At 66.5% G+C, this 21204-nt stretch carries 17 protein-coding genes; 10 read left to right on the forward strand and 7 right to left on the reverse strand.

The features are described from left to right. Positions 1–21: 21 nt before the first annotated feature. On the reverse strand, positions 22–240 hold the full coding sequence (locus tag VFC51_10910) for a hypothetical protein (GenBank protein HZT07530.1): 219 nt from the start codon (positions 238–240) through the stop codon (positions 22–24). Positions 241–477: 237 nt separating this feature from the next. Here VFC51_10910 and VFC51_10915 point away from each other — a divergent pair, with 237 nt between their 5' ends. The 3 genes from VFC51_10915 (at position 478) to ftsH (ending at position 5917) form a co-directional block, all read left to right on the forward strand. Then, positions 478–2844 (forward strand): glycosyl hydrolase family 65 protein, encoded by a 2367-nt coding sequence (locus VFC51_10915; protein HZT07531.1) that lies wholly within the window; start codon positions 478–480, stop codon positions 2842–2844. Continuing rightward, positions 2837–3757 carry a universal stress protein gene (locus VFC51_10920; GenBank protein HZT07532.1) on the forward strand — a complete coding sequence of 307 codons (921 nt, stop codon included), beginning with the start codon at positions 2837–2839 and terminating at the stop codon, positions 3755–3757. Before VFC51_10915 ends, VFC51_10920 begins: the two co-directional genes overlap by 8 nt. A 258-nt stretch (positions 3758–4015) precedes the next feature. Then, a complete protein-coding gene (ftsH, locus tag VFC51_10925; protein HZT07533.1) occupies positions 4016–5917 on the forward strand; it encodes an ATP-dependent zinc metalloprotease FtsH in 1902 nt (633 codons plus the stop codon). On the opposite strand, the gene VFC51_10930 is transcribed toward ftsH, so the two are convergent. Both VFC51_10930 and VFC51_10935 read right to left on the reverse strand, forming a co-directional pair. Then, positions 5901–7541 (reverse strand): ATP-binding protein, encoded by a 1641-nt coding sequence (locus VFC51_10930; GenBank protein ID HZT07534.1) that lies wholly within the window; start codon positions 7539–7541, stop codon positions 5901–5903. The genes ftsH and VFC51_10930 overlap by 17 nt on opposite strands. Positions 7542–7715: 174 nt before the next feature. Next, entirely contained in the window at positions 7716–8375 is a 660-nt protein-coding gene (locus VFC51_10935; protein ID HZT07535.1) for a response regulator transcription factor, read from the reverse strand. A gap of 401 nt (positions 8376–8776) precedes the next feature. On the opposite strand from VFC51_10935, the gene VFC51_10940 reads away from it, so the two are divergent. The 3 genes from VFC51_10940 to VFC51_10950 are packed head-to-tail and all read left to right on the forward strand — an operon-like array spanning position 8777 to position 13578. Continuing rightward, a complete protein-coding gene (locus tag VFC51_10940; protein HZT07536.1) occupies positions 8777–10108 on the forward strand; it encodes a GTPase in 1332 nt (443 codons plus the stop codon). Positions 10109–10160: 52 nt separating this feature from the next. Beyond that, positions 10161–11078: a carbamate kinase gene (arcC, locus tag VFC51_10945; protein ID HZT07537.1), complete on the forward strand. Its 918-nt coding sequence runs from the start codon at positions 10161–10163 to the stop codon at positions 11076–11078. A gap of 7 nt (positions 11079–11085) precedes the next feature. Continuing rightward, positions 11086–13578: an AMP-binding protein gene (locus VFC51_10950; protein ID HZT07538.1), complete on the forward strand. Its 2493-nt coding sequence runs from the start codon at positions 11086–11088 to the stop codon at positions 13576–13578. On the opposite strand, the gene VFC51_10955 is transcribed toward VFC51_10950, so the two are convergent. After that, entirely contained in the window at positions 13562–14320 is a 759-nt protein-coding gene (locus VFC51_10955; GenBank protein HZT07539.1) for a CPBP family intramembrane glutamic endopeptidase, read from the reverse strand. The two genes, VFC51_10950 and VFC51_10955, sit on opposite strands and share 17 nt — an antisense overlap. 86 nt (positions 14321–14406) lie before the next feature. Here VFC51_10955 and VFC51_10960 point away from each other — a divergent pair, with 86 nt between their 5' ends. Genes VFC51_10960 through VFC51_10970 form a run of 3 tightly spaced genes read left to right on the forward strand, consistent with a single transcriptional unit; the run spans position 14407 to position 17252 of the window. Next, on the forward strand, positions 14407–15405 hold the full coding sequence (locus VFC51_10960; GenBank protein HZT07540.1) for an ABC transporter substrate-binding protein: 999 nt from the start codon (positions 14407–14409) through the stop codon (positions 15403–15405). Between the two features lie 30 nt (positions 15406–15435). Continuing rightward, on the forward strand, positions 15436–16764 hold the full coding sequence (locus tag VFC51_10965; protein HZT07541.1) for an aromatic ring-hydroxylating dioxygenase subunit alpha: 1329 nt from the start codon (positions 15436–15438) through the stop codon (positions 16762–16764). Further along, the gene (locus VFC51_10970; protein ID HZT07542.1) at positions 16761–17252 is read left to right on the forward strand and encodes an aromatic-ring-hydroxylating dioxygenase subunit beta; all 492 of its coding nucleotides are present in this window, start codon (positions 16761–16763) and stop codon (positions 17250–17252) included. Before VFC51_10965 ends, VFC51_10970 begins: the two co-directional genes overlap by 4 nt. A 334-nt stretch (positions 17253–17586) precedes the next feature. Here the strand turns inward: VFC51_10970 and VFC51_10975 are convergent, their stop codons facing one another. From VFC51_10975 to VFC51_10985, 3 genes are all read right to left on the reverse strand, one after another. Next, positions 17587–17982: a VOC family protein gene (locus tag VFC51_10975; protein ID HZT07543.1), complete on the reverse strand. Its 396-nt coding sequence runs from the start codon at positions 17980–17982 to the stop codon at positions 17587–17589. Positions 17983–18067: 85 nt separating this feature from the next. Then, positions 18068–19795, reverse strand: a complete 1728-nt coding sequence (locus tag VFC51_10980) for an ABC transporter substrate-binding protein (GenBank protein ID HZT07544.1) — start codon at positions 19793–19795, stop codon at positions 18068–18070. 128 nt (positions 19796–19923) lie between these two features. Further along, positions 19924–20502 carry a urate hydroxylase PuuD gene (locus VFC51_10985; GenBank protein ID HZT07545.1) on the reverse strand — a complete coding sequence of 193 codons (579 nt, stop codon included), beginning with the start codon at positions 20500–20502 and terminating at the stop codon, positions 19924–19926. 224 nt (positions 20503–20726) lie between these two features. Between VFC51_10985 and VFC51_10990 the strand changes: the two genes are divergently transcribed. Then, positions 20727–21204, forward strand: a 478-nt coding sequence (locus tag VFC51_10990; GenBank protein HZT07546.1) for an ABC transporter substrate-binding protein, incomplete at its 3' end; no start/stop codon positions are given.

Genomic DNA, 21204 nt, shown 5'->3' on the forward strand with positions numbered 1-21204 from the left:
CGCCCCGGGCCATCGGATCGACTAAGCCGCCGGAGGCTCGGCCGTCTCCTGTTCGGTCATGGCGGCCTCGCCGGCGCGCTCCCGGCGCGCGCTGGCGAGCGCGGTCGGCTCGCGTGGTCGAACAACCTCGGCCATCGGGAATGACCGCGCGCAGGCGAAGCAGCTCACCCAGCCCGGATCGTCGACGTCGTCGTGCATGTCGCCGCCGCAAACCGGGCATGCGTGCAAGTACCAGTTCATTGGGTCCTCCTCGGTTGGCGAACACCACGGGCAGCGTTCACCGCCTTACGCTGAAGACTATGTCGTCGAACGCATGGCAAACCCCCACCATGCGGATAGTTCGCGCCACGCAATGAGGTGGTCCCGGCGTTGCATCGCTAACCGAAAGTGCCACGCCGAACCGCCCGATGGTGCGTGGGGAGCGCACTGCGTGACCACTTACCCTAGGAATTGTGAGATTGGCGAACGGGAGGAGCCATGCAAGCGCTCGAGATTGCGGTTCCTCCACGAGCGCTTCCGCGCATGCGCGCCACCACGGATCTGGCTGAGGTGGCGCACGACACGCTTCCCGAAGCGCCGCGCGATCCCGCCTGGAGCATCAGGGAGCGTCGCTTCTCCCCGGCTACGGAGCCGTCCGTAGAGGCCCGATTCTCGGTGTCGAACGGCCTCGTCGGCGTGCGCGGCTCGCTCGAAGAGGAGGCGTCGTCGCCCCACCCGCGGACGCTCGCCGCGGGACTGTTCGATCCCCTGGATGGGGACGTCGCGGTTCCGGGACTCGTTCCCGCGCCCGATTACCTCGGTCTGCGCATGTACGTCGATGGCGTCCCCATTGGATACGAGACGTCAGGGGTGCGGAGCCAGGTCCGCACCCTCGATCTTCGGCGAGCGGCCCTATGGCGTGAATGGTCGTACGATGATGGCAACGGCGGATCGGTCCGCGTGCGGACGCTGCGCTTCGCGTCAGCAGTGCACCGGGCGCTCACCGTCCACGTCACAGAGATCTCCGCGGATCACCATGTGGAGCTTTTGCTCCACCAGCAGTGCGCGCGCTGCGATGCGCATCTCGTTTGCGTCTCCTCAAGCGGGCACCGAACCGTTTGGGAGACCAAGAATCGAAAGCGGCGGCTGTACGTGGCCCGCTCGTCCATCCTCGAGCGCGCTCCCGGCCACTGTGAGCGCATCACGCCCACGGACGATGGGTCGTTGCTGAGCGTTCGTCTCGATCCCAACAGTCCAGTCACTCTCACTCGAATCGTGGCGATGGCGCCCGACTGGGCGCTCGGCGACCAGGAAGCACTCGACGCGACATTGGAGCGCGCGTGCCGCGCGGGCGGGAGTCGGCTCCTCGATGAGCACGTGGATGCCTGGCGGCGGCGCTGGCACGCCAGTGACGTCGAGGTGGCCGGCGATGATCGGGCCCAGCGGGCCCTTCGGTTCGCGGCGTACCATCTTCTCAGCGCAGCGAACCCGGGGAGTGACGTCGCCTCGGTTGGCGCGCGCGGTCTCACCGGCGACGCCTACTGGGGCCACGTGTTCTGGGATACGGACATTTTCCTCCTCCCCTTCTACACCTTCACGTGGCCCGAGGCCGCGCGCGCGATGCTGATGTATCGCCATCGCGGCCTCGACGCAGCCCGAGAAAAGGCGAGACGACATGGGTACCGAGGCGCGCTGTTTGCGTGGGAGGCCGGAGCGAACGGGGAAGAATCCACGCCCGACTTCGTGTACGGACCGAACGGCTCGCGGATCGAGATCAAAACCGGCGCCGAGGAGCACCACATCAGCGCGGACGTCGCGTACGCGGTATGGCAGTACTGGCGGGTAACCGGTGATGACGCGTTCATGCGGGACGCGGGTTCGGAGATTATGCTGGAGACCGCTCGGTTCTGGGCCAGCCGCGCCAAGCTCCACGACGACGGCCGGTACCACATCGGCCGCGTTATTGGCCCGGACGAGTACCATGAGGACGTCGACGACAATGCATACACGAACCTGCTCGCCCGGTGGAACCTCCGCCGGGGGCTCGACGTGTCGCGCATCGTGGAGGAGCGCTGGCCCGAACGATGGGCCGAGCTGAATGGGGCGCTGGGGATCACCAAGGGCGAGCTGCGAGCCTGGCGGCGAATTGCTTCCCGCATCGCAGTCGGTGTCGATCCCGTCAGCAACGTGATCGAACAGTTCGCCGGCTACTTCGGGCTTGCACCCATCGACCTGAGCGCATTCGAGCCGCGCACGCAGCCGATGGACGTACTGCTGGGCCACGACGCAATTCAGCGATCACAAGTCATCAAACAGGCCGACGTCGTCATGCTTCTCGCGCTGCTCGAGGACGAATTCACCGGCCGACAGCGGGTGGCGAACTTCCGCTATTACGAGCCGCGCTGCGGCCACGGAAGCTCGCTTTCCCCCGCGATTCACGCGCTGGTGAGCGCACGTCTCGGAGACGTGGACTTGGCCTACCGGTACTTCCAACAGGCTGCGAGCGTCGACCTCGACGACGCGCTGGGGAACGCGGCGTCCGGGATCCATATGGCGACCCAGGGTGGCCTGTGGCAGGCCGCGGTCATGGGCTTCGCCGGGCTCAAGCTGAGCGGCGACGGATTACGCCTCGACCCGCGCTTGCCATCTGCGTGGCGCTCGATGGCATTCAGAGTCCAGTGGCAAGGACGCCAGGTCCACTTCGAGATCCTGCAGGCGCCACGGACGGTGAACGTCACGCTGGAACGCGGCGAGCCATTCACGGTGCACGTGGGAAAGCGCTCGCACGTTCTTGAGCGTGGTGAGGTGTGGACCAGCGCTCGAGGGACGCGAGGGCGCCAGGGAAGGGAGGCCGCGAATGTCTGAGACCGAACGCGGCTCTGAGCACGTCGTTCTCGTCGCCCTCGACGGATCCTCCGCTGCCACGGCCGCGGTGCCGGTGGCATGCACCGTCGCCCGTCAGCTCAATGCGCAGGTGGAGGCGCTCTACGTCGCGACCGGCGAAGCGGCCGAGACCGATGTGCGGTCGCGCTTGGGGCTGAACACGAGGGACTATGCCCACATCCCGCTGCGTATCGCCCACGGAGACCCCGCGGAGGAGATATTGCGCGCAGGCGAGGATCCGCGTGTCGCGCTCGTTGTCCTCGCGACCCACGGGCGCCGAATCCGCCCAGGGGGCGCTCTCGCTCCGGTCCCGCGGCGCGTGGCCGCTGGCACGAGCCGCCCAGTGCTGTTGGTCCGGCCGGAAGCCGCGCCGGCGCAGCAGCACCTTCCGTTCTTTCGGCGGCTCCTGTTTCCCGTCGATGGGACACCGACCACCGTGGATGCCTTCGCCACCGCGACGGAGCTCGCAGCCCGTCTGGGAACCGAAATCGATGTGCTCTTCGTGGTCTATCCAAAGCAGGCCGCCCCAGTGGAACGCGGAACGATGACGCCACCCTATTACGTCGATCAGCCCCACCACGAATGGCCGGCATGGCAAACGCGCGTTGCGCACTGGATCCGGCGGCATTGCGCGGACCTTCCCCAGGAGACCGTGATTCGCGCGCGAGTCGTCCGGGCTCGTAATCTGACCGAGGTTGGTGAAGTGATCGCCAGGTTTGCGGCCGAGCGGGCCGCGGACGGCATTGTTCTCGTGCGCCGCAGTCACCTTGAACACGGCCGCGCAGCCATCTTGCGCGCCGTTCTGGAACGTACGCCCTGCCCGGTCCTCCTCGTCGCCGGAGAGCCTCAGCGAGTGGGACGCCTCAGGCAACGGCCGCGCGAGGCTGTCGCGTAACGAGCCGTGCGAGCGCCATGATTCCGGATGCGCCAGACTCGTGCACCGCGCGCGTGGGTGGGACGAACCACCCCTGAGGACGATGCTCCTCTTTGGCGCGACGACCTATGCTGAATCACAGGTCCGCGGACACGGAACGCGCCCCGCGCGCTCCGGGAATGCCGAAGACAGGAGAAGATCATGCCTCCTCCGCGGCAACCCAGCTCACAGCCGGCGGAAAGCCATCAGACCAAGAATCCCCCGGCCGGACGGCCGTTGATGCCGCCTTGGGTTTGGTGGCTTCTCCTTATCGTAACGATGCTCTGGAACATCTATACGCTTGCCGTGCCGAAGACGGCGCCTGTGGTTTCGCTCTCCTACAGTGATTTCATCGCACAGGTGCGCGCCGGCCACGTCGCATCAGTCACAATCACCGGCCAAAATGTCGACGGCCACTTCGCCGAGCCCATCGCGTGGCCCCCCCAAACCGGTACGCCGCCGGCAGGCGGGGCGGCGCCAGGAGAAGGGCTGTACAGTCAGTTCACCACGGTGCTCCCGCCCTTCGATGATCCAAACCTCCTCCCCCTGCTGGATCAACAGGGGGTCACGGTGACGGCCAAAGACACGAGCGGCGGCTCCTGGCTCCTGAATCTCGCAATCAACATCCTTCCCATGCTGCTCTTCGTTGGCCTGCTGTACATGCTGAGCCGGCAAGCGCAGCGCGGTCAGCAGTCCCTCTTTGGGTTCGGCTCCAGCCGCGCTCGGCTGTACACCAGCGAGCGTCCATCGGTGACCTTCGCCGACGTCGCGGGGGAGGAAGAGGCGAAGGCCGAGTTGCGCGAGATCGTCAGCTTCTTGAAGGAGCCCGAGCGGTTTCGGGCGCTGGGCGCCCGGCTCCCGCGCGGTGTGCTCCTGGTCGGGCCCCCGGGCACGGGAAAGACGCTGCTGGCGCGCGCGGTGGCCGGAGAAGCGGGCGTGCCGTTCTTCAGCATCTCGGCGTCGGAGTTTGTCGAGCTGTTCGTCGGTGTCGGGGCCAGCCGCGTGCGCGATCTGTTCACCAAAGCCAAGGCATCCGCTCCATCGATCGTGTTCGTGGACGAGATCGACGCGGTGGGTCGCCAGCGCGGGGCCGGCCTCGGCGGAGGAAGTGACGAGCGGGAGCAGACCCTCAACCAGCTCCTTGTCGAGATGGACGGATTCGCCGACCAGACGAATGTCATCGTCCTCTCGGCGACGAATCGGCCGGACGTGCTGGACCCAGCGCTCCTCCGGCCCGGTCGATTCGACCGCCAGGTCACGCTCGGCTTGCCCGACCGGAACGGTCGCGAGGCCATCCTCAAGATCCACACGCGGCACCTGCCGCTCGCGACCGACGTATCCCTCGCCATTCTGGCCCGTCGAACGCCCGGCTTCTCCGGCGCGGACCTGGCCAACCTGGCCAACGAAGCGGCGCTCACCGCTGCGCGCCGCGGGGCCAAGCTCGTTAGCATGGCAGATTTCAGCGAGGCGATGGATAAGATCGTCTTCGGGACTCGCCAGGCGCTGCTCCTCAGCGAAGAGGAGCGCCGCCTGGTGGCGTACCACGAGGGCGGCCACGCGCTCGTGGCGCGGCTCACGCCCGGGGCTGACCCGGTCAGCAAGGTCACCATTATCCCGCATGGCCGCGCGCTGGGCGCCACCGAACAGCTTGCGGAAGAGGAGCGCCACAACTATCCGCGCGCGTACCTGATGGGCCGACTCACCGTCATGCTGGGCGGTCGCGCCGCCGAGGAGCTCGTGTTCAACCAGCCGACTACTGGCGCCGAAAACGACCTGAAGCAGGCCACGGCGCTCGCGCGTCGGATGGTTGGCACCTGGGGAATGAGCCCGCAAGTGGGGCCGGTCTCCTACGGGCTTGGCGAAATGCACCCGTTCCTTGGACGGGAGCTCGCCATGCCGCGCGAGTATGCCGAGGCGACGGCCTACGAGCTAGACCGAGCAGTGCGCGACCTGATTCGCGAGGCCTACGACCTCGCGCTCGAGAAGCTGAAGTCGCAGCGCTCTCAGCTCGACGTCCTCGCGAATGCCCTCATTGCCCGCGAGACCGTCGAGGGCCCGGAGCTGGATGCGCTGCTCGCGGAGGCCGGTCGACAGCCGTCGCAGCCAACGGAATTTCCGGTCGCCGCTATTCCGGCTGCCTGACTGGCTCGATCGGCAGGCGGACCGTAAACACGCTGCCGAGCCCCTGGCGGCTTCGAACGGCGATGGACCCGCCGTGGAGTTTGACGACCTCCCGCGCGCTCGCCAACCCGAGGCCGGTGCCCTGAATCTTTCCGGCGACGTTCGTACCGCGATGGAACGGCTCGAAGATCCGAGCGAATTCATCCCTGGGGATCCCCAACCCGTGATCGCGAACAGTGAGACTGGCCCATGCCCCGCGGGGTGTCACGATACGCCTGAGCCCCACGGCGATTCGACCTCCGCCGGGGCTATATTTCAATGCGTTGTCGAGGAGGTTCCGCACCACGCGTTCAAGGCGAGGCTGGTCCCACATCCCGACGAATGGGCCGCCACTCACCGTGCAGGTGATGAGGTACGTCGATCCGCCATACTGCGCGCGCACGTCCGCTACCACGAACCGCACGATTTCGGCCAGGTCGCATGCGGAGCGATTCATCTCCAGGCTCTTCCCCAGCTGCGACTGCGACGCGTCCGCCAGGTCGTTCACGAGGTTTGCCATGCGCATCGTGGTCTGTTCGATGCGCGCAACCTGGTCGATCAGTGAGCTGGCTGGCTTGCCGGCCCTTGCACGCGAAGCCTGGATGTGGAGCATCTGCACGCGGGCGCGAATGCTCGCCAGCGGCGCCTTCAGGTCGTGCGCGACGAGCGCCAGCACGTGGTCGCGCATCTCGACCGCGCGCTCGTGCTCCTGGTGCGCCAGAGCCAGCTCGATGGCCGGCGCAATGCGCTGGGCGACGGCCTCCAGGAACTGAACCTCGTCCTCCTTGAAGGGGTGGGGCTGTGACATCCCGACGACGACCGCCCCGAGCACGCGTCCCTGCGTCAGGAGTGGCGTTCCCACGACGGCACGGATCCCCGCGTCGAGCATCTGCCGCCCCCCACCCGGGCAGCCGGTGAGGTCGGCGTGCGCGACCGTCCGCCCGGCGGCCACGACGTGCGCGGCGAACTGGCTCTCCACGGGGGTGCTGTCCGGCGCGGTTTCCCCGAGTCCCCACGCAGCGAGCCGCACGAGGACGCCACGCGGTTGGTCATGCAGAACGATGGCGGATGCATCCGCGGCGAGCGCGTCACGGATGGGACCCAGAAGCGCGGCCGGCAATTCATTCGGCACCAGATGCACCAGCGTACTGTCCGTCACGGCCTGGAGCCTCCGGAGCTGGGCTTCCCGCTCGATGACGTCCCGTTCTGCCCGCTGGCGCTCGAATGCGAATCGAATTGAGCGCACCAGCGCGTCGCCCGTCAGCCCTTCTTTTGGAAGAAGATCCTGCGCGCCCTCCTGAAACAGTTCCGCCGCGGCGTTTTCCTCTGCGAGGCCGGCCAGGAGGATGACAGGAATGCTGGGAAAGCGGGCGCGAAGGGTGCGAAGCTCCACCAAGCCCTCGACGTCGAAAAGCTTCAGACCGAGCATCACCGCGTCGAAGCGGCGCTCGGAGAGTCGATCCAGACCTGACGAGAAACCATCGGCCCAGTCGAGCACGATGCGGGGGTCCGGGAGGGCCGCCAGCAGCTCACGGAGCTTTCGGGCCTCCGCGGGGTCGTCGTCGATGAGGAGCACCTGGAGCTCAGCCGGTTCTCTTCGGTTCATCGGCACTTCTTTCCGCCTGACGGTCCCAATCGAATGGCTGAGGTGACTGGATGTTCAGTTGATGGATCATCTCAAAGGTTTACAGAAGAGTCAACAAATTTGCGGCCCCCTCGGTGCCATTACGCCTGCACCGAAGGGCCAACTTTTTGGCCGCAATGCTCCTGGCCGTGACCGCTATTCGACGAGGCGGCGCTGGGCCGCCCGCATGCCCAGCTCGAAAAGGCTTTGCGCGCCCAGCTTGGGCTTGAGGTCTGCGATCACGCGTCGAACCGTGCGCCGGCTCAGGTGCTCCTCCCGGGCGATTTGGTCTTCGCTCATGCCGTCACTCAGTCGCGTTAGGATGACGTGCTCGCGCTCGGAGAGCTGGAGGTACGAGGGCGCGTGGGAACCGGGGACCATTCCGCCCTCGATGAACGCCTGCCCCACCGAACGGCTCACCACCATGAAGGCCCCGGTGCAGACGAGGGCGAGACAATGCCGAAGCATGTCCAGGGACAGGTCACGCCAGAGCCAGTATCCGACCGCGCCGTTGCGCGCGTAAGTCGCCAGCTCTTCGGCCTCGAAGCGGCCCGCGATCACGATGACCAGCGCATTGGGCGCGATGCGCCGGACGTCACGCACGAAGGTCGCGGAGGATGCGCCCTCGACGACTCCCGCGCACACGATGACGTCGGGCGGAGTGGCCGCGGCCAGCTCAATGGCATGGGCGCACGTTGCCGCCTCGAGAACCCGGTGGACTTCGGGGGCCGTCTGAATCGCTGCCCGAACATCGCTCCAGCCCAACTCTCGTGAAGCGACGACGAGGGCAGTCCTGCCGGATGCGCCTGCCGCCAACCTCTCTCCTCCTCGCCTGCTGCCCGCGAGGCGGAACTGAACGCGATTGATGACGCTCCGGGGCCTTCGCTGTCTGTCGTTTTGCAGATCGCAGGTTCTACCGCCGTTTCTATTCTAGGCATACTGGTGTCTACGCGTGATAGGAAATAACTCCTATCGTAATGGAGCTATAACCCATCTCTTGGTGTAGGCTGAGCGCTCAGAAATACCGTCGTTCGGTTCGCGGTGGCCTACCCGAACGTGGGTCGCCGTGACAGGGCGAGAACGGTACGATGGATCGTGGCATCGGGAGTCACCAATGCGTGCGTCGCATGGACGGACTCCTGCCCGTCGAGTGCTGCCGCCGCGTTGGAGGAGCGATCGTGAGCCGATTGGGCCGGGAGCCGACGCGCGTCGTCATCATGGGCGCGGCCGGTCGCGACTTCCATAACTTCAACGTCGTTTTTCGGGACAATCCCGCCTTTCACCTGGTCGCCTTTACGGCGGCTCAGATCCCAGAAATCGCCGGCAGGCGGTACCCTCCTGCGCTCGCGGGGTCGCTGTACCGGGCGGGGATCCGCATCGTCCCGGAGGCGGAGTTGCCGCGCCTCATTCGCGAGGAGTCTGTCGACACCGTCTACCTTTCTTACAGTGATTTGTCGCACGAAGAGGTGATGCACAAAGCATCGATCGTGCTCGCGGCCGGGGCTAGCTTCGGTCTCCTGGGCCCCAATGCCACGATGCTGCGCGCGCGTGTGCCTGTCGTCTCCGTGTGCGCGGTCCGCACGGGCGTGGGAAAGAGTCCCCTGTCACGGCATATCGTCCGCTGGCTCCGCCAGCGCGACCACCGCGTCGTCGCGATGCGCCATCCCATGCCGTACGGGGATCTTGAACGCCAGGCGCTGCAGCGCTTCGCGACCGAGGCGGATCTCGACGAGGCGCATACCAGCGTCGAGGAGCGGGAGGAATACCAGCCCTACGTTGCGATGGGCGCCGTCGTGTACGCGGGCGTAGACTACGCGCGCGTGCTCGCCGCCGCCGAGACGGAGGCCGACGTCATCGTGTGGGATGGCGGCAACAACGACCTGCCGCTGGTTCGCCCCGACCTGCATCTGGTGTTGCTGGATCCCCACCGCCCGGGACACGAGCTTGCCTATCATCCGGGCGAGGCGAACCTGCGGATGGCAGACGTCGTGGTCGTGACGAAGGTGGATACGGCGGCGCCGGCCGACGTGGACCTCGTCGTCGCCAACGCCAGCGCAGTTCGGCCGGACGCGCCCGTCATTCTTGCCGATCTTGAAATCACCTGCGCCGAACCGGAGGCGATCGCCAGACGGCGCGTGGCGCTGGTGGAGGACGGGCCGACGTTGACCCATGGCGGCATGGGGATCGGCGCGGCCACAGTCGCCGCCCAGCGTTTCGGCGCCGGGGAGGTCATCGACGCGCGCCCGTTCGCCGTCGGCTCCATCGCCGACGTCATGTGCGAGTTCCCCCATCTTCGCGGCGAGATCCCGGCGATGGGGTACTCGCCGAGGCAGCTTGCCGACCTTCAGGAAACGCTGCGGCGCATACCGTCCGACGTCGTGATCGCGGCAACACCCGCCCGGCTCTCGCGCCTGCTCCAAATCGAAAAACCCATCGTCGAGGTGGGCTACGAGTTCCGCGAGCGCGGCAGCCAGCTGCCGACGATTCTCGAGGCCTTCGAGGAACGCTTCCGCGGGCAGCGGCCGGCGGACCGCTCGGTGCTGATGTGACGGTGACGAACTGGCTGGTCGTTGCGACCCGCGCTGTCCCAGCGGGGCATCCGTGACTCGGCTGGTCGTGGCCCTGGGCGGCAATGCGCTCCTGCGCCGCGGCGAGCCGCTGGAGGCGTCCGTTCAACGGCGGAACGTGCGGCGCGCGGCCGAATCGCTCGCGCTGCTGGCGCGCGATCACGAGCTGGTAATCACCCACGGGAATGGACCGCAGGTCGGGCTGCTGGCCCTGCAGAGCGCGGCTTACTCATCGGTGCGCCCGTATCCTCTCGACATTCTCGGCGCTGAGAGCGAGGGCATGATTGGCTATCTGATCGAGAATGACCTGCGGAATGCTCTGCCCGGGCACGAGGTGGCGACCCTGCTGACGCAGGTAATCGTCGACCGCCACGACCCCGCGTTCCGCCGTCCCACGAAACCGATCGGTCCCCTCTACCCCGAGGCCGAGGCCCGGCGCCTCGCGCTCGAGCGCGGATGGACGGTCGGGCACGATGGGACGCAATGGCGGCGACTCGTGCCGTCGCCGGATCCGGTGGAGATCGTGCAGCTTCGGCCGATTCGTATCCTCTGCTCGGCGGGCGTGACCGTCATCTGCGGGGGCGGCGGGGGCGTTCCGGTCGTGCGCGACGAGCGCGGCCACCTCGATGGGGTGGAAGCTGTGATCGACAAAGACCTCCTGGCGGCGCTGCTCGCCTCGAGCGTTGCCGCTGACGGCCTCGTGATGCTCACGGACGTGGACGCCGTATACGAGGGATGGGGCGGACCGGAGCCGCGCCCGATCCGCGAGGCCACGCCGCGCGAGCTCAGGGCGGGCTGCTTCGCACCGGGCTCCATGGGTCCCAAGGTCGAGGCCGCGTGCCGCTTCGTCGAGAGGGGTGGGACATTCGCCGCGATCGGCGCGCTCGCTGACGCCCCGGCTATTCTGAAAGGAAGGGCAGGCACGACGGTGCGCCGCGCCGTCGGCCAATAGGGAGGGCGTGGCGCGAAACCTGGGCGAGCTGGTTCTCCACGCGACGGCGAGCTACGGCGACGCCGTCGCATTTCAGGTCCGGCGAGGATTTCGCATCGAGCGGCTCACGTTCGCCGATGTCGGCCTCCGCGCCCGACAAACGGCGGCGTGGCTCGTTGCGCGCGGGCTCAGGCCGGGCGATCGAGTCGTCGTCTGGTCCCCCAACATGCCGGAATATGCCGTGCTGTACTTCGGCGCCTGGCTCGCCGGCGTGGTGGTCGTCCCCATCGACGTTCGGACGAAGCAAGACGTGGCCGATCGCTTCGTCGCGGCGGCGCAGCCGTCCCTCGCCCTCGTTGCGCGATCGATTGGGGTGCCCTTCGGCGAATCCGTGCGTGAGAGCTTTGTCCTGGAGGACCTGTTCGACATGGTCGCCGGCGCCGATCCCGAACGAGAGATGCCGGACGTGGGGCCGTCCAGCTTGTGCGAGATCGCCTTCACCTCCGGCACGACCGGCGTGCCCAAAGGCGTGATGCTCACCCACGGGAATCTCATCGCCGAGATCGAGGGGCTGCGAGTGGCCTTTCCATTGGAGCGCTCCTACCGCGCCCTCTCGCTTCTCCCCCTGAGCCACATCTTCGAGCAGGCGATCAATCTGCTCCTGGCTTATACCAGCGGCGTTCGGATGACATACGTGCCGCGGGTCAATAGCCTGACGATCCTCCGCACGCTCCAGGAGGACCGCATCACCTGCTTCGTGCTCGTGCCGGAGCTGCTCCGAATGCTCCTGGCAGGGCTGGAGCGCGGGGCGCGTCAGCGTGGGCGGGAGCGTGCGTGGGAGGCGGCCCACCGCGTCGCGCCGTACCTGCCCTGGGCTCTGCGGCGCGCGCTCTTTCGCGACGTGCACCGCGCCCTGGGCGGGAGCCTCGATTTCATCGGAAGCGGGAGCGCGCCCCTCGACCTCAAGCTGGCGTCGACGTTCGAGCGGATGGGGATTCACATCTACGAGGGGTATGGGCTCACGGAGGTCGCCGGCGCGGCGACCATCAACGGCCGCCGGGACCGCCGCGTCGGGAGCGTGGGCCGGGCGATCCCCGGCGTCGAGATCACCACGGCCGATGACGGCGAGATCCTGATTCGCGGCCCAACGGTGACGAGCGGGTACTTCGCCAACACCGAGCTCACGGCCCGAGCGTTTCGCGGCGAGTGGTTCCGCACCGGCGACGTCGGTGAAGTCGATGGCGACGGGTTCCTCCATATCTCGGGACGCGAAGCCTTCAAGATCGTGCTGCCCGACGGGCGGAAGGTCTATCCCGAGGACGTGGAGCAGGCGCTGAACAGCCACCCGCTGGTCCGGGAGAGCTGCGTGGTTGGGCTTCCTCGGCCGGGCGGCGAGAGCGTGCACGCGGTGCTGCTTACAGACCACCCGGAGCGGGCCGGGCAGATCGTCCGGGATGCGAACCGCGTTCTCTCCAACCACGAGCAGATTACGAGCCACAGCGTGTGGGATGGGGACGACTTTCCGCGTACGCCGATCTTGAAAATCGACCGCAAGGCGGTGCGCGCTGCCGTGGATCGGCATGAGCGCGCAGCCGGGCCCGCACTGATCGAGGGAACCGGCACGGCCGCGGACCAGCTGCTCGCGATCGTCGGTCGGCTGGCGGGCCGCGCGCCGATCGATGTGCGGCCCGACGACGCGCTGGGTCTGGACCTGGGGCTGGACTCGCTCGGCCGCGTGGAGCTCGTCGCGGCGATCGAGGAGGAGATGGGGCGCGTGGTCGACGAGTTGGGCGTCGGGCCGGCCACCACCGTCGCGGAGCTGCGGCGGATGGTCGCGGCAGGCGCGCCCACGGTGGAATTTCGCCCGGGGGCTCGGTGGCAGCGGTCGTGGTGGGCGCGCGGCATTGGCCGCGTGCTCCTTTGGGGCGCCTTTCGGATCCAGGACCGCTCGATGCGGCTCGAAATCGTCCACCCCGAGCTGGCCGCGCGCCTGCCGTTCCCGTCGATCTGGATCTTCAACTACCAGGGACCCTACGCGGCCCTGGCGGTGCTGCGCGCGGTCCCGAGGCGCCTCCGAGACCGCGTCGCCGTGGCGACGGACTCGCGCCTCTGGGAGGGGCGCGACCGCTGGCAGGGCGTACTGGCGGCCCTCGCCATTCAGGCGTTTCCCTTCGTGAAGAGCGGCGGCGCCGTTCGGCCGAGCCTCGAGGAGATGGGCCGATGGCTGGACGACGGTTACGCGGTGATCATGAGTCCCGAGGGCAACCCCGAACAGGACGGGGTCATGCTGCCGTTTCTTGGCGGCGTGGGCCTTATGGCCGTGGAGATGCGGGTGCCGATCGTTCCGTTTCGCCTCGAGGACTACCATAAGCTCTTCCCACGCGATCCGCAGTTTCCGTATCTTCCCAACAGATCCGGAACGGCGCGCGTGATCGTCGGGGAGCCATTCACCGTACCAAAGACAATGCCACACGATGAGGCGAGCGAGCTGGCCCGCCGAGCCCTCATGGAGACGCGTTGAAGGGCTGCCCGCGTCGCCGGATGAACAGAACGATGGCGACGATCGCCAGCCAATGGGCAACCACCGCGCCCGCGAGGTGATCGGTCCGATGCCGGAGCCAGCCGAGGAGCGCCCCGAAGGTGAAGAGCGCACAGAGGGCGGCAGCGGTCAAGAACGGACGGAGTACCGAGGGCGCGCGCAGTCGCGCGACGTTGTGCCAGACGATGAGGGTGTGCCATAGTGCGAAGGCCCCACTGGTCAGCAGGACGGTGCGGCCTGGATCGAACGTTCGCGCCAGCATCGCCTGCAGGAGGCCGCGGAAGGCCACCTCCTCGAAGAGCGCGGATCCGATCAGATACTGGCCGAGCAAGAGCCGCGCGATCTGCGCGCGGGAGAGCCGGTCGATCTCCGGCACCGCGAGCCGCCGGGCGATTACCGGCAGACTCAACACGGGCCTGATCACGAGACCTGGCACGGCCGCGAGCGCCAGTCCGGAGAGGAGGCTGCGCCGAATACGGGCGGGCGCCAGGCCCAGTTCCCGAGCGCTGAACCGGCCGAGCCCGGCCCACGCGATGACCACGCTCAGCATCGCCACGTGGGCCCAGTTGAAGCGCAGGGGCACCTCCGTGCTCCGTCGGGTCGCCAGCCAGGCGCTGCCGTTGCCGTAGGCGAGCAACGCCGCGATGAGGGCGAGCGGCGACCAGAGGGCGCGGCTGCGCGCACCGGTCGTGCGCTTGGCGGGGGCGGTATACGGCGCGGACATCAATCTCGATAATATGCTGTCGAACGCGGAGTGCGGCGTCCGCCCCGGCGTGTCGTCGACCGCCAGCCGACCGATGGGGATGCGAAGTGGGAAACCTGGCCCTGACCGTCGCGTGCGGTCCCTACGATCGCACTGAGGCCCTTCGAACCGGCGCGGTGCTCGTCGAGGGAATCGATCTGACGTATCTGCCCATTCAGTCCCCGCCCGAGATTTTCAATCGGATGGTGCAGAAGGACTCCTTCGACGTCGCCGAGATGTCCGTCTCGCTGTACATGACGCGGCGCTCCGAGGGTCGATTCCCGTTCGTGGCGCTCCCGATCTTCCCGTCGCGCCTGTTTCGCCACGGGTTTATCTTCGTGAACGTCGACGCAGGGATTCGCGAACCCAAGGACCTGGAGGGGAAGCGAGTCGGCGTGCAGGAGTTTCGCCAGACGGCGGCCGTATGGATTCGCGGTATCCTCCATCGCGAATACGGTGTGGATTTGGATAGCATCCACTGGCTCGAGGGCGGGGTGAACGCGCCCCGACACCCCGGCACGGTGATGGACCTGCGACCCGAAGAGCATCAGGCCGTTGGGTTGGTGGAATTCATTCCGGAGGGACGGACGCTGAGCGACATGCTGGCCTCCGGCGAGATCGACGCGTTCATCGGCGCGCGCCGGCCGTTCTCGTTGGGGAAGAGCCCGAGGGTTGCGCGACTCTTTCCGAACTATCGCGCGGTTGAGCGAGCGTACTATCAAAAGACGGGAATCTTTCCCATCATGCACACGCTGGTGCTGCGGGAGCGCCTCTACGCTGAAAAACCGTGGGTCGCGGAGAGCATCTTCAAGGCCTTTGAACAGGCGAAGGCGTGGGCTCTCGAGCAGATGCGGTTTAGCGGCGCGATGCGCTACATGCTCCCGTGGCTGTACGACGACATCGACGAGCTGGACGCGCTGTTCGGCGCCGATCCGTGGCCTTACGGGCTGGAGCCCAACCGGGCGACGCTGGAGACCCTGATGCAGTTCCTGGTCGACCAGCGTTTCCTCCCAAAGCCCACGCCCGTCGACCAGCTATTCGTACCGATCGTCACGGCCAACGAGTAGGGCGCCGGAGGGTTCGATGAGGACACGGCCATGAAGATCGATCCCGCGGCGCTGGTGGTCGACCGGGAGAACGACTTCCGCGTTCATACGCGAGCCTACGTGGACCCGGAGATCTTTGATCTGGAGATGGAGCGCATCTTCGGGACCGTATGGGTCTACGTAGCTCACGAGTCCGAGATTCCGGCGCCGGGCGACTTCCGCACCTCCGCCATCGGGACGCAGCCCGTCATCGTGACGCGCAGCGGCGATGGCGCCATCCACGTGCTCCTGAATCGCTGCCGGCACCGCGGGTCGGTCGTGTGCCGGGACGAGCGTGGCCACGGCGAGCGGTTTCAGTGCCCATACCACGGATGGGTGTACGGGATTGACGGCGCGCTGCTGGGCATCTCGCAGGCCGATGGGTACCCCGAGGACTTCGACCGTGCGACGCTCGGTCTCATGTCCGCCCCGAGAGTGGCGTGCTACCGGGGCCTGATCTTTGCGAGTCTCGCTGCCCATGGGGAGTCGTTGGAGCAGCGGCTCCGCGACGTGCGCAAGTACGTGGACGTCTGGTGTGACAAGTCGCCGACGGGCACGCTGCGGCTGACCAGGTCGATGCATCGCTACGCGTATCCCGGCAACTGGAAGCTTCAACTGGACAATGGAGTCGACGGTTACCACGGCAACTACGTCCACGAGTCGTTTCTCAAGATCGTAGAGCGCGCAGGGGAGACGACCGTCGGCGCGTTCACCAACCTGCGAAAGACGGGATCTACGCGCGGGCTGAGCCACGGGGACGGGCTAATCGATCGGCCCTATGGGGGGATGGCGGGCCAGTTTGACTACCATGACCCGCTCCTGGAGGAGTACCACGAGCAGCTCCGCCAGGCGTACGGCCCCGAGCGGACGCAGGCGGTGCTGGGCCAGCAAAACGTCCTGGTGTTTCCGAACCTGTTCCTCTTCGAGTCCCACGTCCGGGTGATCCGGCCGGTGAGCCTCCGCGAGACGGTGGTCGAAATGCATCCCTTCGCGCTGGACGGCGTTTCGGATGAGCTGAACCAGGCGCGAATTCGAACGCACGAACGCTTCTTCGGTCCGGCCGGCTTCGGGGCGCCCGACGACGTAGAGATGTTCGTCAACGTTCAGTCGGGCCTTCAGGCGCGCGCCGTCGACTGGCTGCTCATGAGCCGCGGGCTGCACCGCGAAAAGGTCAATCAGGATGGCGAGCACGTCGGCGCGTCGACGGACGAGGCGCCCCAGCGCGCGGCCTATCGCGAGTGGCGTCGGCTGATGAGCCGCGCCGACGAGCGTCAGCACCCGGGCCCAGAGCTGACGGCGCACCCATCGCCTCCGCCCACCGATGAAGGGGAAGCTTCTTGATCCTCAGTCGCGAGGAGGCGGAAGCGCTTCTTTATCGCGAGGCGCGCCTGCTCGACGAGCGTCGTTTCCCGGAATGGCTGAAGATGTTCGCGGAGGACTGCCGGTACTGGGTGCCGACGAGCGAGGCTGACTCGCCCCTCGATCCCTCGCTCATCTTCGACGACCGCGCGCGCATGGCGGAGCGGGTCTTTCGCCTGTGCGAAACGCGCGCCTACGCCCAGCGTCCGCCGTCGCGCACGGTCCACAGCGTGTCGAACGTGGAGGTGTGCGAGCCGGAGCCCGACGGGGCGGTCGTCGTGCACTGCGCAGTGCTGATCGTCGAGCTGCGGGAGGGTGACGCGTCCCAGTCGGGCCTGGGCAGCCAGCGACTCCTTGCTGCGCGCTGCCGCTACGTCTTCGTCGGTGGCCCAGACTGGCGAATCCGCGAGAAAAAGCTCCTCCTCGTAGACCGCGACCTGCCGCACCACAATCTCTCGTTCATCCTCTGATCGATCTGTCGATCAATCGTCTGCATTTCAGGCCTGAAACAGAACCGGTGCCACTTTGCAGGCGGCGGGTGGCGTCTACTGGACTTGTCGGTACATAGATGGAATCGTAACGGCATGGCCACTCCTGGCCTGAGGCCGGAGCGCTGTGGTGCAGCGATCAGTCTTGGTCGTCGACGATGACCCGAGTACTAGGAGATCCGGGCGGCCGGATACCTCAACAAGCCTTTCGACGTCGTGGATCTCTTGTCCTGTGTCCAGGAGTTGTGTGCTTCGAATATCCGGGACCGGAACCAGTCCGTGTTTGGTCGCGTTTACGCCGAGCCGGGTGCAGACACTACGACGGCGAGCCAGCTTTCCTCTTGCTGAAGTGCAATTCGAGGTGATTGCCCTCGGTGTCGAAGAGGTAGATGGTGTTGCCGCTCTCCCGGTCCTCGGTAGTCCGGAACAAGCCCATCTCCTTCACCATCTTCAGCGCCTCCTCGTAGCTCCCGAGGTCCATCTCGAACGCCTGATGCGCGACCCCATCCTGCGCGACGGGGTCCCACGAGTGTGGCCTCGGCCGCTCGAAGAGGACGACGGTATCGTGGCCGCACTTGAGCCGGTCCAGCTTTTGCGCGGTGCCCACCCGGTCCATGAACTCCATGCCCAGGACTTTCGTGTAGAACGCCTGCGCCCGGTCGATATCGTTGACGGGGATTCCCATATGGTAGACGCCTTCAGCCTTTAGCACGTTCCCCCTCCTGTGGGTCGGTTCGTGGCGAGGACACCCAGCCGCGTGCCCACGCCGGGACGGCGACGCGCGAGAATGGACGGGTTCATTTCAGGTCCCACTGCTCAGCGTTCCACGCCTGGGTAAACAGCGCGCCCCGGGGCCCCACGTTCATCAGCCGATTCGAAACCATGGTCGGATCGGCGCCATAGAACAGGGGCAGCTCGCTCAAGTTCTGGGTCTGATGATGTACGAGCTGGGCGAGGGCGCCCATTCGCTCGGACATGGGGATCGTCGTCGCGTACTTCTCGAGCGCGGCGTCCACTTCGGGATTGCTGTAGCGCGCGGCGAAGCCGGTGGTCACGTAGTTGTTGTCCGGCAGCGGGATTCGCGAGCTGTGGAAGTTCCAGATGTCTGCGATGTCGAGCGCGTTCGCCCGCTCGGTGATGTTGAAGCCAGGGAACTGGGAGCGGAACTCGCGGTCCTGTGCCCGCTGGATCGGCAGCGGATCCTGGTCCACGGCGACGCCGAGTCGCTGCCAGGCGTCGGCAACCGGCGCCGCCGTCTTGGCATGGATATCATTCTGCAGCGGGATCTGGATGGAGACCTCGATCTTCTTCCCCTCCGCATCGTAGAGGAATCCGTCTCCCCGCTTGGTGAAGCCCAGATTCTGCAAAATCTGGGCCGATTGCTGTGGGTCATAGGGGTATTTCACGATGCTGGGCTCGACCAGGTTGTACATCGGCTCGTTGGGATTCACGTAGCTGTCGGCCACGACGCCGTGGCCGGTGATGACGAAATCGGCGAGCTCTTTCCGGTCCAGGGCCATGTACAGCGCCTTCCGGAACTGGTAGTTCGCGATGATCGGCGGATCCGGATTGATCCATTGGGGGTTGATCGGCGTCCAGTTCTGGGACTGGACCAGTACCGTTCCTTCCTTCCATTGATCTTCCGACCCGACTGCCATATCCAGGGAGATGGTCTTCCCCAGCGTCAGATCCACGCCCGAGAGCACGTTCGCCAGAAGCGTATTGTTGTCGGGGATGAACTTCACCTCGATCTCGTCGATCTTTGGCCTTCCCAGCACGTAGTCGTCGTAGGCGTGGAAGATCGCATAGCTATCCGGGACCCAATCCTGGACCTTAAAGGGGCCCGTGCCAACGTACTCCGTGGTCCAGAACGGGAGGCTCATGAGCGTGGACGGGTCGTCGGTATACGGGCCCTCCAGGAGGTGCTTGGGCAGCGGCAGCCCGACGGAGCCGGTCGAGACGTAGCCGAACATCCAGTCTGCCTCGATGTAGGGCTTCTTCCAGGTCACGACGATCGTGTGGGGGTCGGGAGCACTGATGTCCTCGACCAGGGCGTACGCCGACGGGGTCACCATCACGGTTTTGTCCTGCTCCACCGCGGCGGTGAAGACGAGATCATCCGAGGTCACCGGAGCGCCATCGTGCCAGCGTGCGTTCGCCTTGATCTTCCAGGTTGTCTCCATCCGCCCGTCGGGGAACAGTTTCCACAGACCGTTGTCGAGGCTTGGGACCGCCTCCGCCAGCTGCGGCGCCCGGGTTCCGTCGCCGAGGAAGTGCGTCAAGCCGGCGTTGGCCAGCTCTTCCATGGCATCCAACCCGCGAAAGGCGCTCGATCGCTCACGCCTGGCGGCGAACGAGGTCGGATCGTCGCGAATGGCGGCTGTGATCTTCTTGGGGCCGTTTGCCCGCGCACCGTCCGCTTGGGGCGGCTTCTGTGTGACCGATGATGCCTGCGGCGAGGCGCAGGCCCCCAGGAGCAAAACCGTCGTCAGGCCGATTCCAAGCGTGCCCACCCAACCGCGCATTGATCCCTCCTTCGCCACCTGAAAGGTTGACGAGACCATCGTACTCCGCGTGTCAACCGAGGGCGAATCGACTCCAACCTACCGACATCAAAGGGGAGAAGACGCGAAAAGCGACCTCCGAGCGAAGCTTAGAAGCTGGGGGCCGCCCACTTCTGCACTGTGAAGACGACCAGAAATCCGATAACGGCCGCGATCACCCCCGCGACGATGATCATCGGCCAGTCCATCGGGTAGTGCGTCGCCCCGCCCATGAAGAGCAGCATCGGGAACGACAGGACGAAGTTCACGCGGGAGGCGTAGAGCCCTGTCCGTCCCCAGGACGGGTCAGCCGGCTGGCCGGCCGCCGCCGCGGCGATGATGCGCTGCTGCATCCGCCAGATGATGCCCCAGACGTTGAGCATCATGATGATCCCGAGCAGCCCACCGATGAGGATCGTCTTGGATGAGTTCGTGTCCGCGAAATGACCGTTCTGCCAATACAGGACGTAAGCGAGGAGCAGTCCGATCACCACCGTGAGCCAGGACGAGTGACGGAACCAGGCCATGACGCGTCGCAGGTTGGCCTGGATGACCGCCGGCCGCGCGCCGGCGTCAAGGGAGGCCATCATGCGCACGTTGACGAGGTTCAGGTAGTAGAGCAGGCCGATCCAGGTGATACCGAAGAGGAAGTGCAGCCAGCGTAGGAGAGCCGGAGCCAGGTCAGCCACTGTGACACCTCCACGTCTCGAATCGGAACCATCCTATTCTCATCTGCTCAGTCCGTCTAGCGATTGACCCCGGTGACGGCACAGGACGGACCGGCCGAACGTGAGATGGGCGAAGGTGCGGCGGCGACCGGGATGTGTCCGTTTCCTCCTGCGCTGCGTTGACCCGCGAGAGCCCACGGGCATAGACTGCCTCTTACGGAAAACCCTCGTCAGGAAAAGGTCGTATGGCCGGCCTGCATCCGCGAACTCCGGGCCTGACGGTCGCCCTTGCGCTGTGTCTTTTCCTCTGCGCCTGCGCATCGCCGGAGCGCAATGCCGACCAGACCACGCAGCAGACAACCTCTGCGCCCGCTGCCCCGAAGCGGATTGTCGCGGCGATCATGGGTGAGCCGACAACGCTGAGTCAGAAGCTGAACGCGGCCGGTGCCGGGTCGATCCCCGGCACCGATGCGCTTGAACAGCTCGTCAACGCGGGCCTTTCGCTCGTGGATGGGCGAGGCGCTCTCCGGCCTCAGCTCGCCGAGGCGGTGCCCACTGTAGAAAATGGCCTGTGGACGGTCCATCCTGACGGCCGAATGGATACGACGTGGCATATCCGGCCGGGAGCCCAGTGGCACGATGGCGTCCCGGTGACCTCAGCCGACGTCGTCTTCACGCTTACCGTTGGCCGGGATCGAGACCTGGCCGCCTTCCGCGACATCG

Source organism: Chloroflexota bacterium (assembly GCA_035652535.1).
Taxonomy (GTDB): Bacteria; Chloroflexota; UBA6077; order UBA6077; family SHYK01; genus DASRDP01.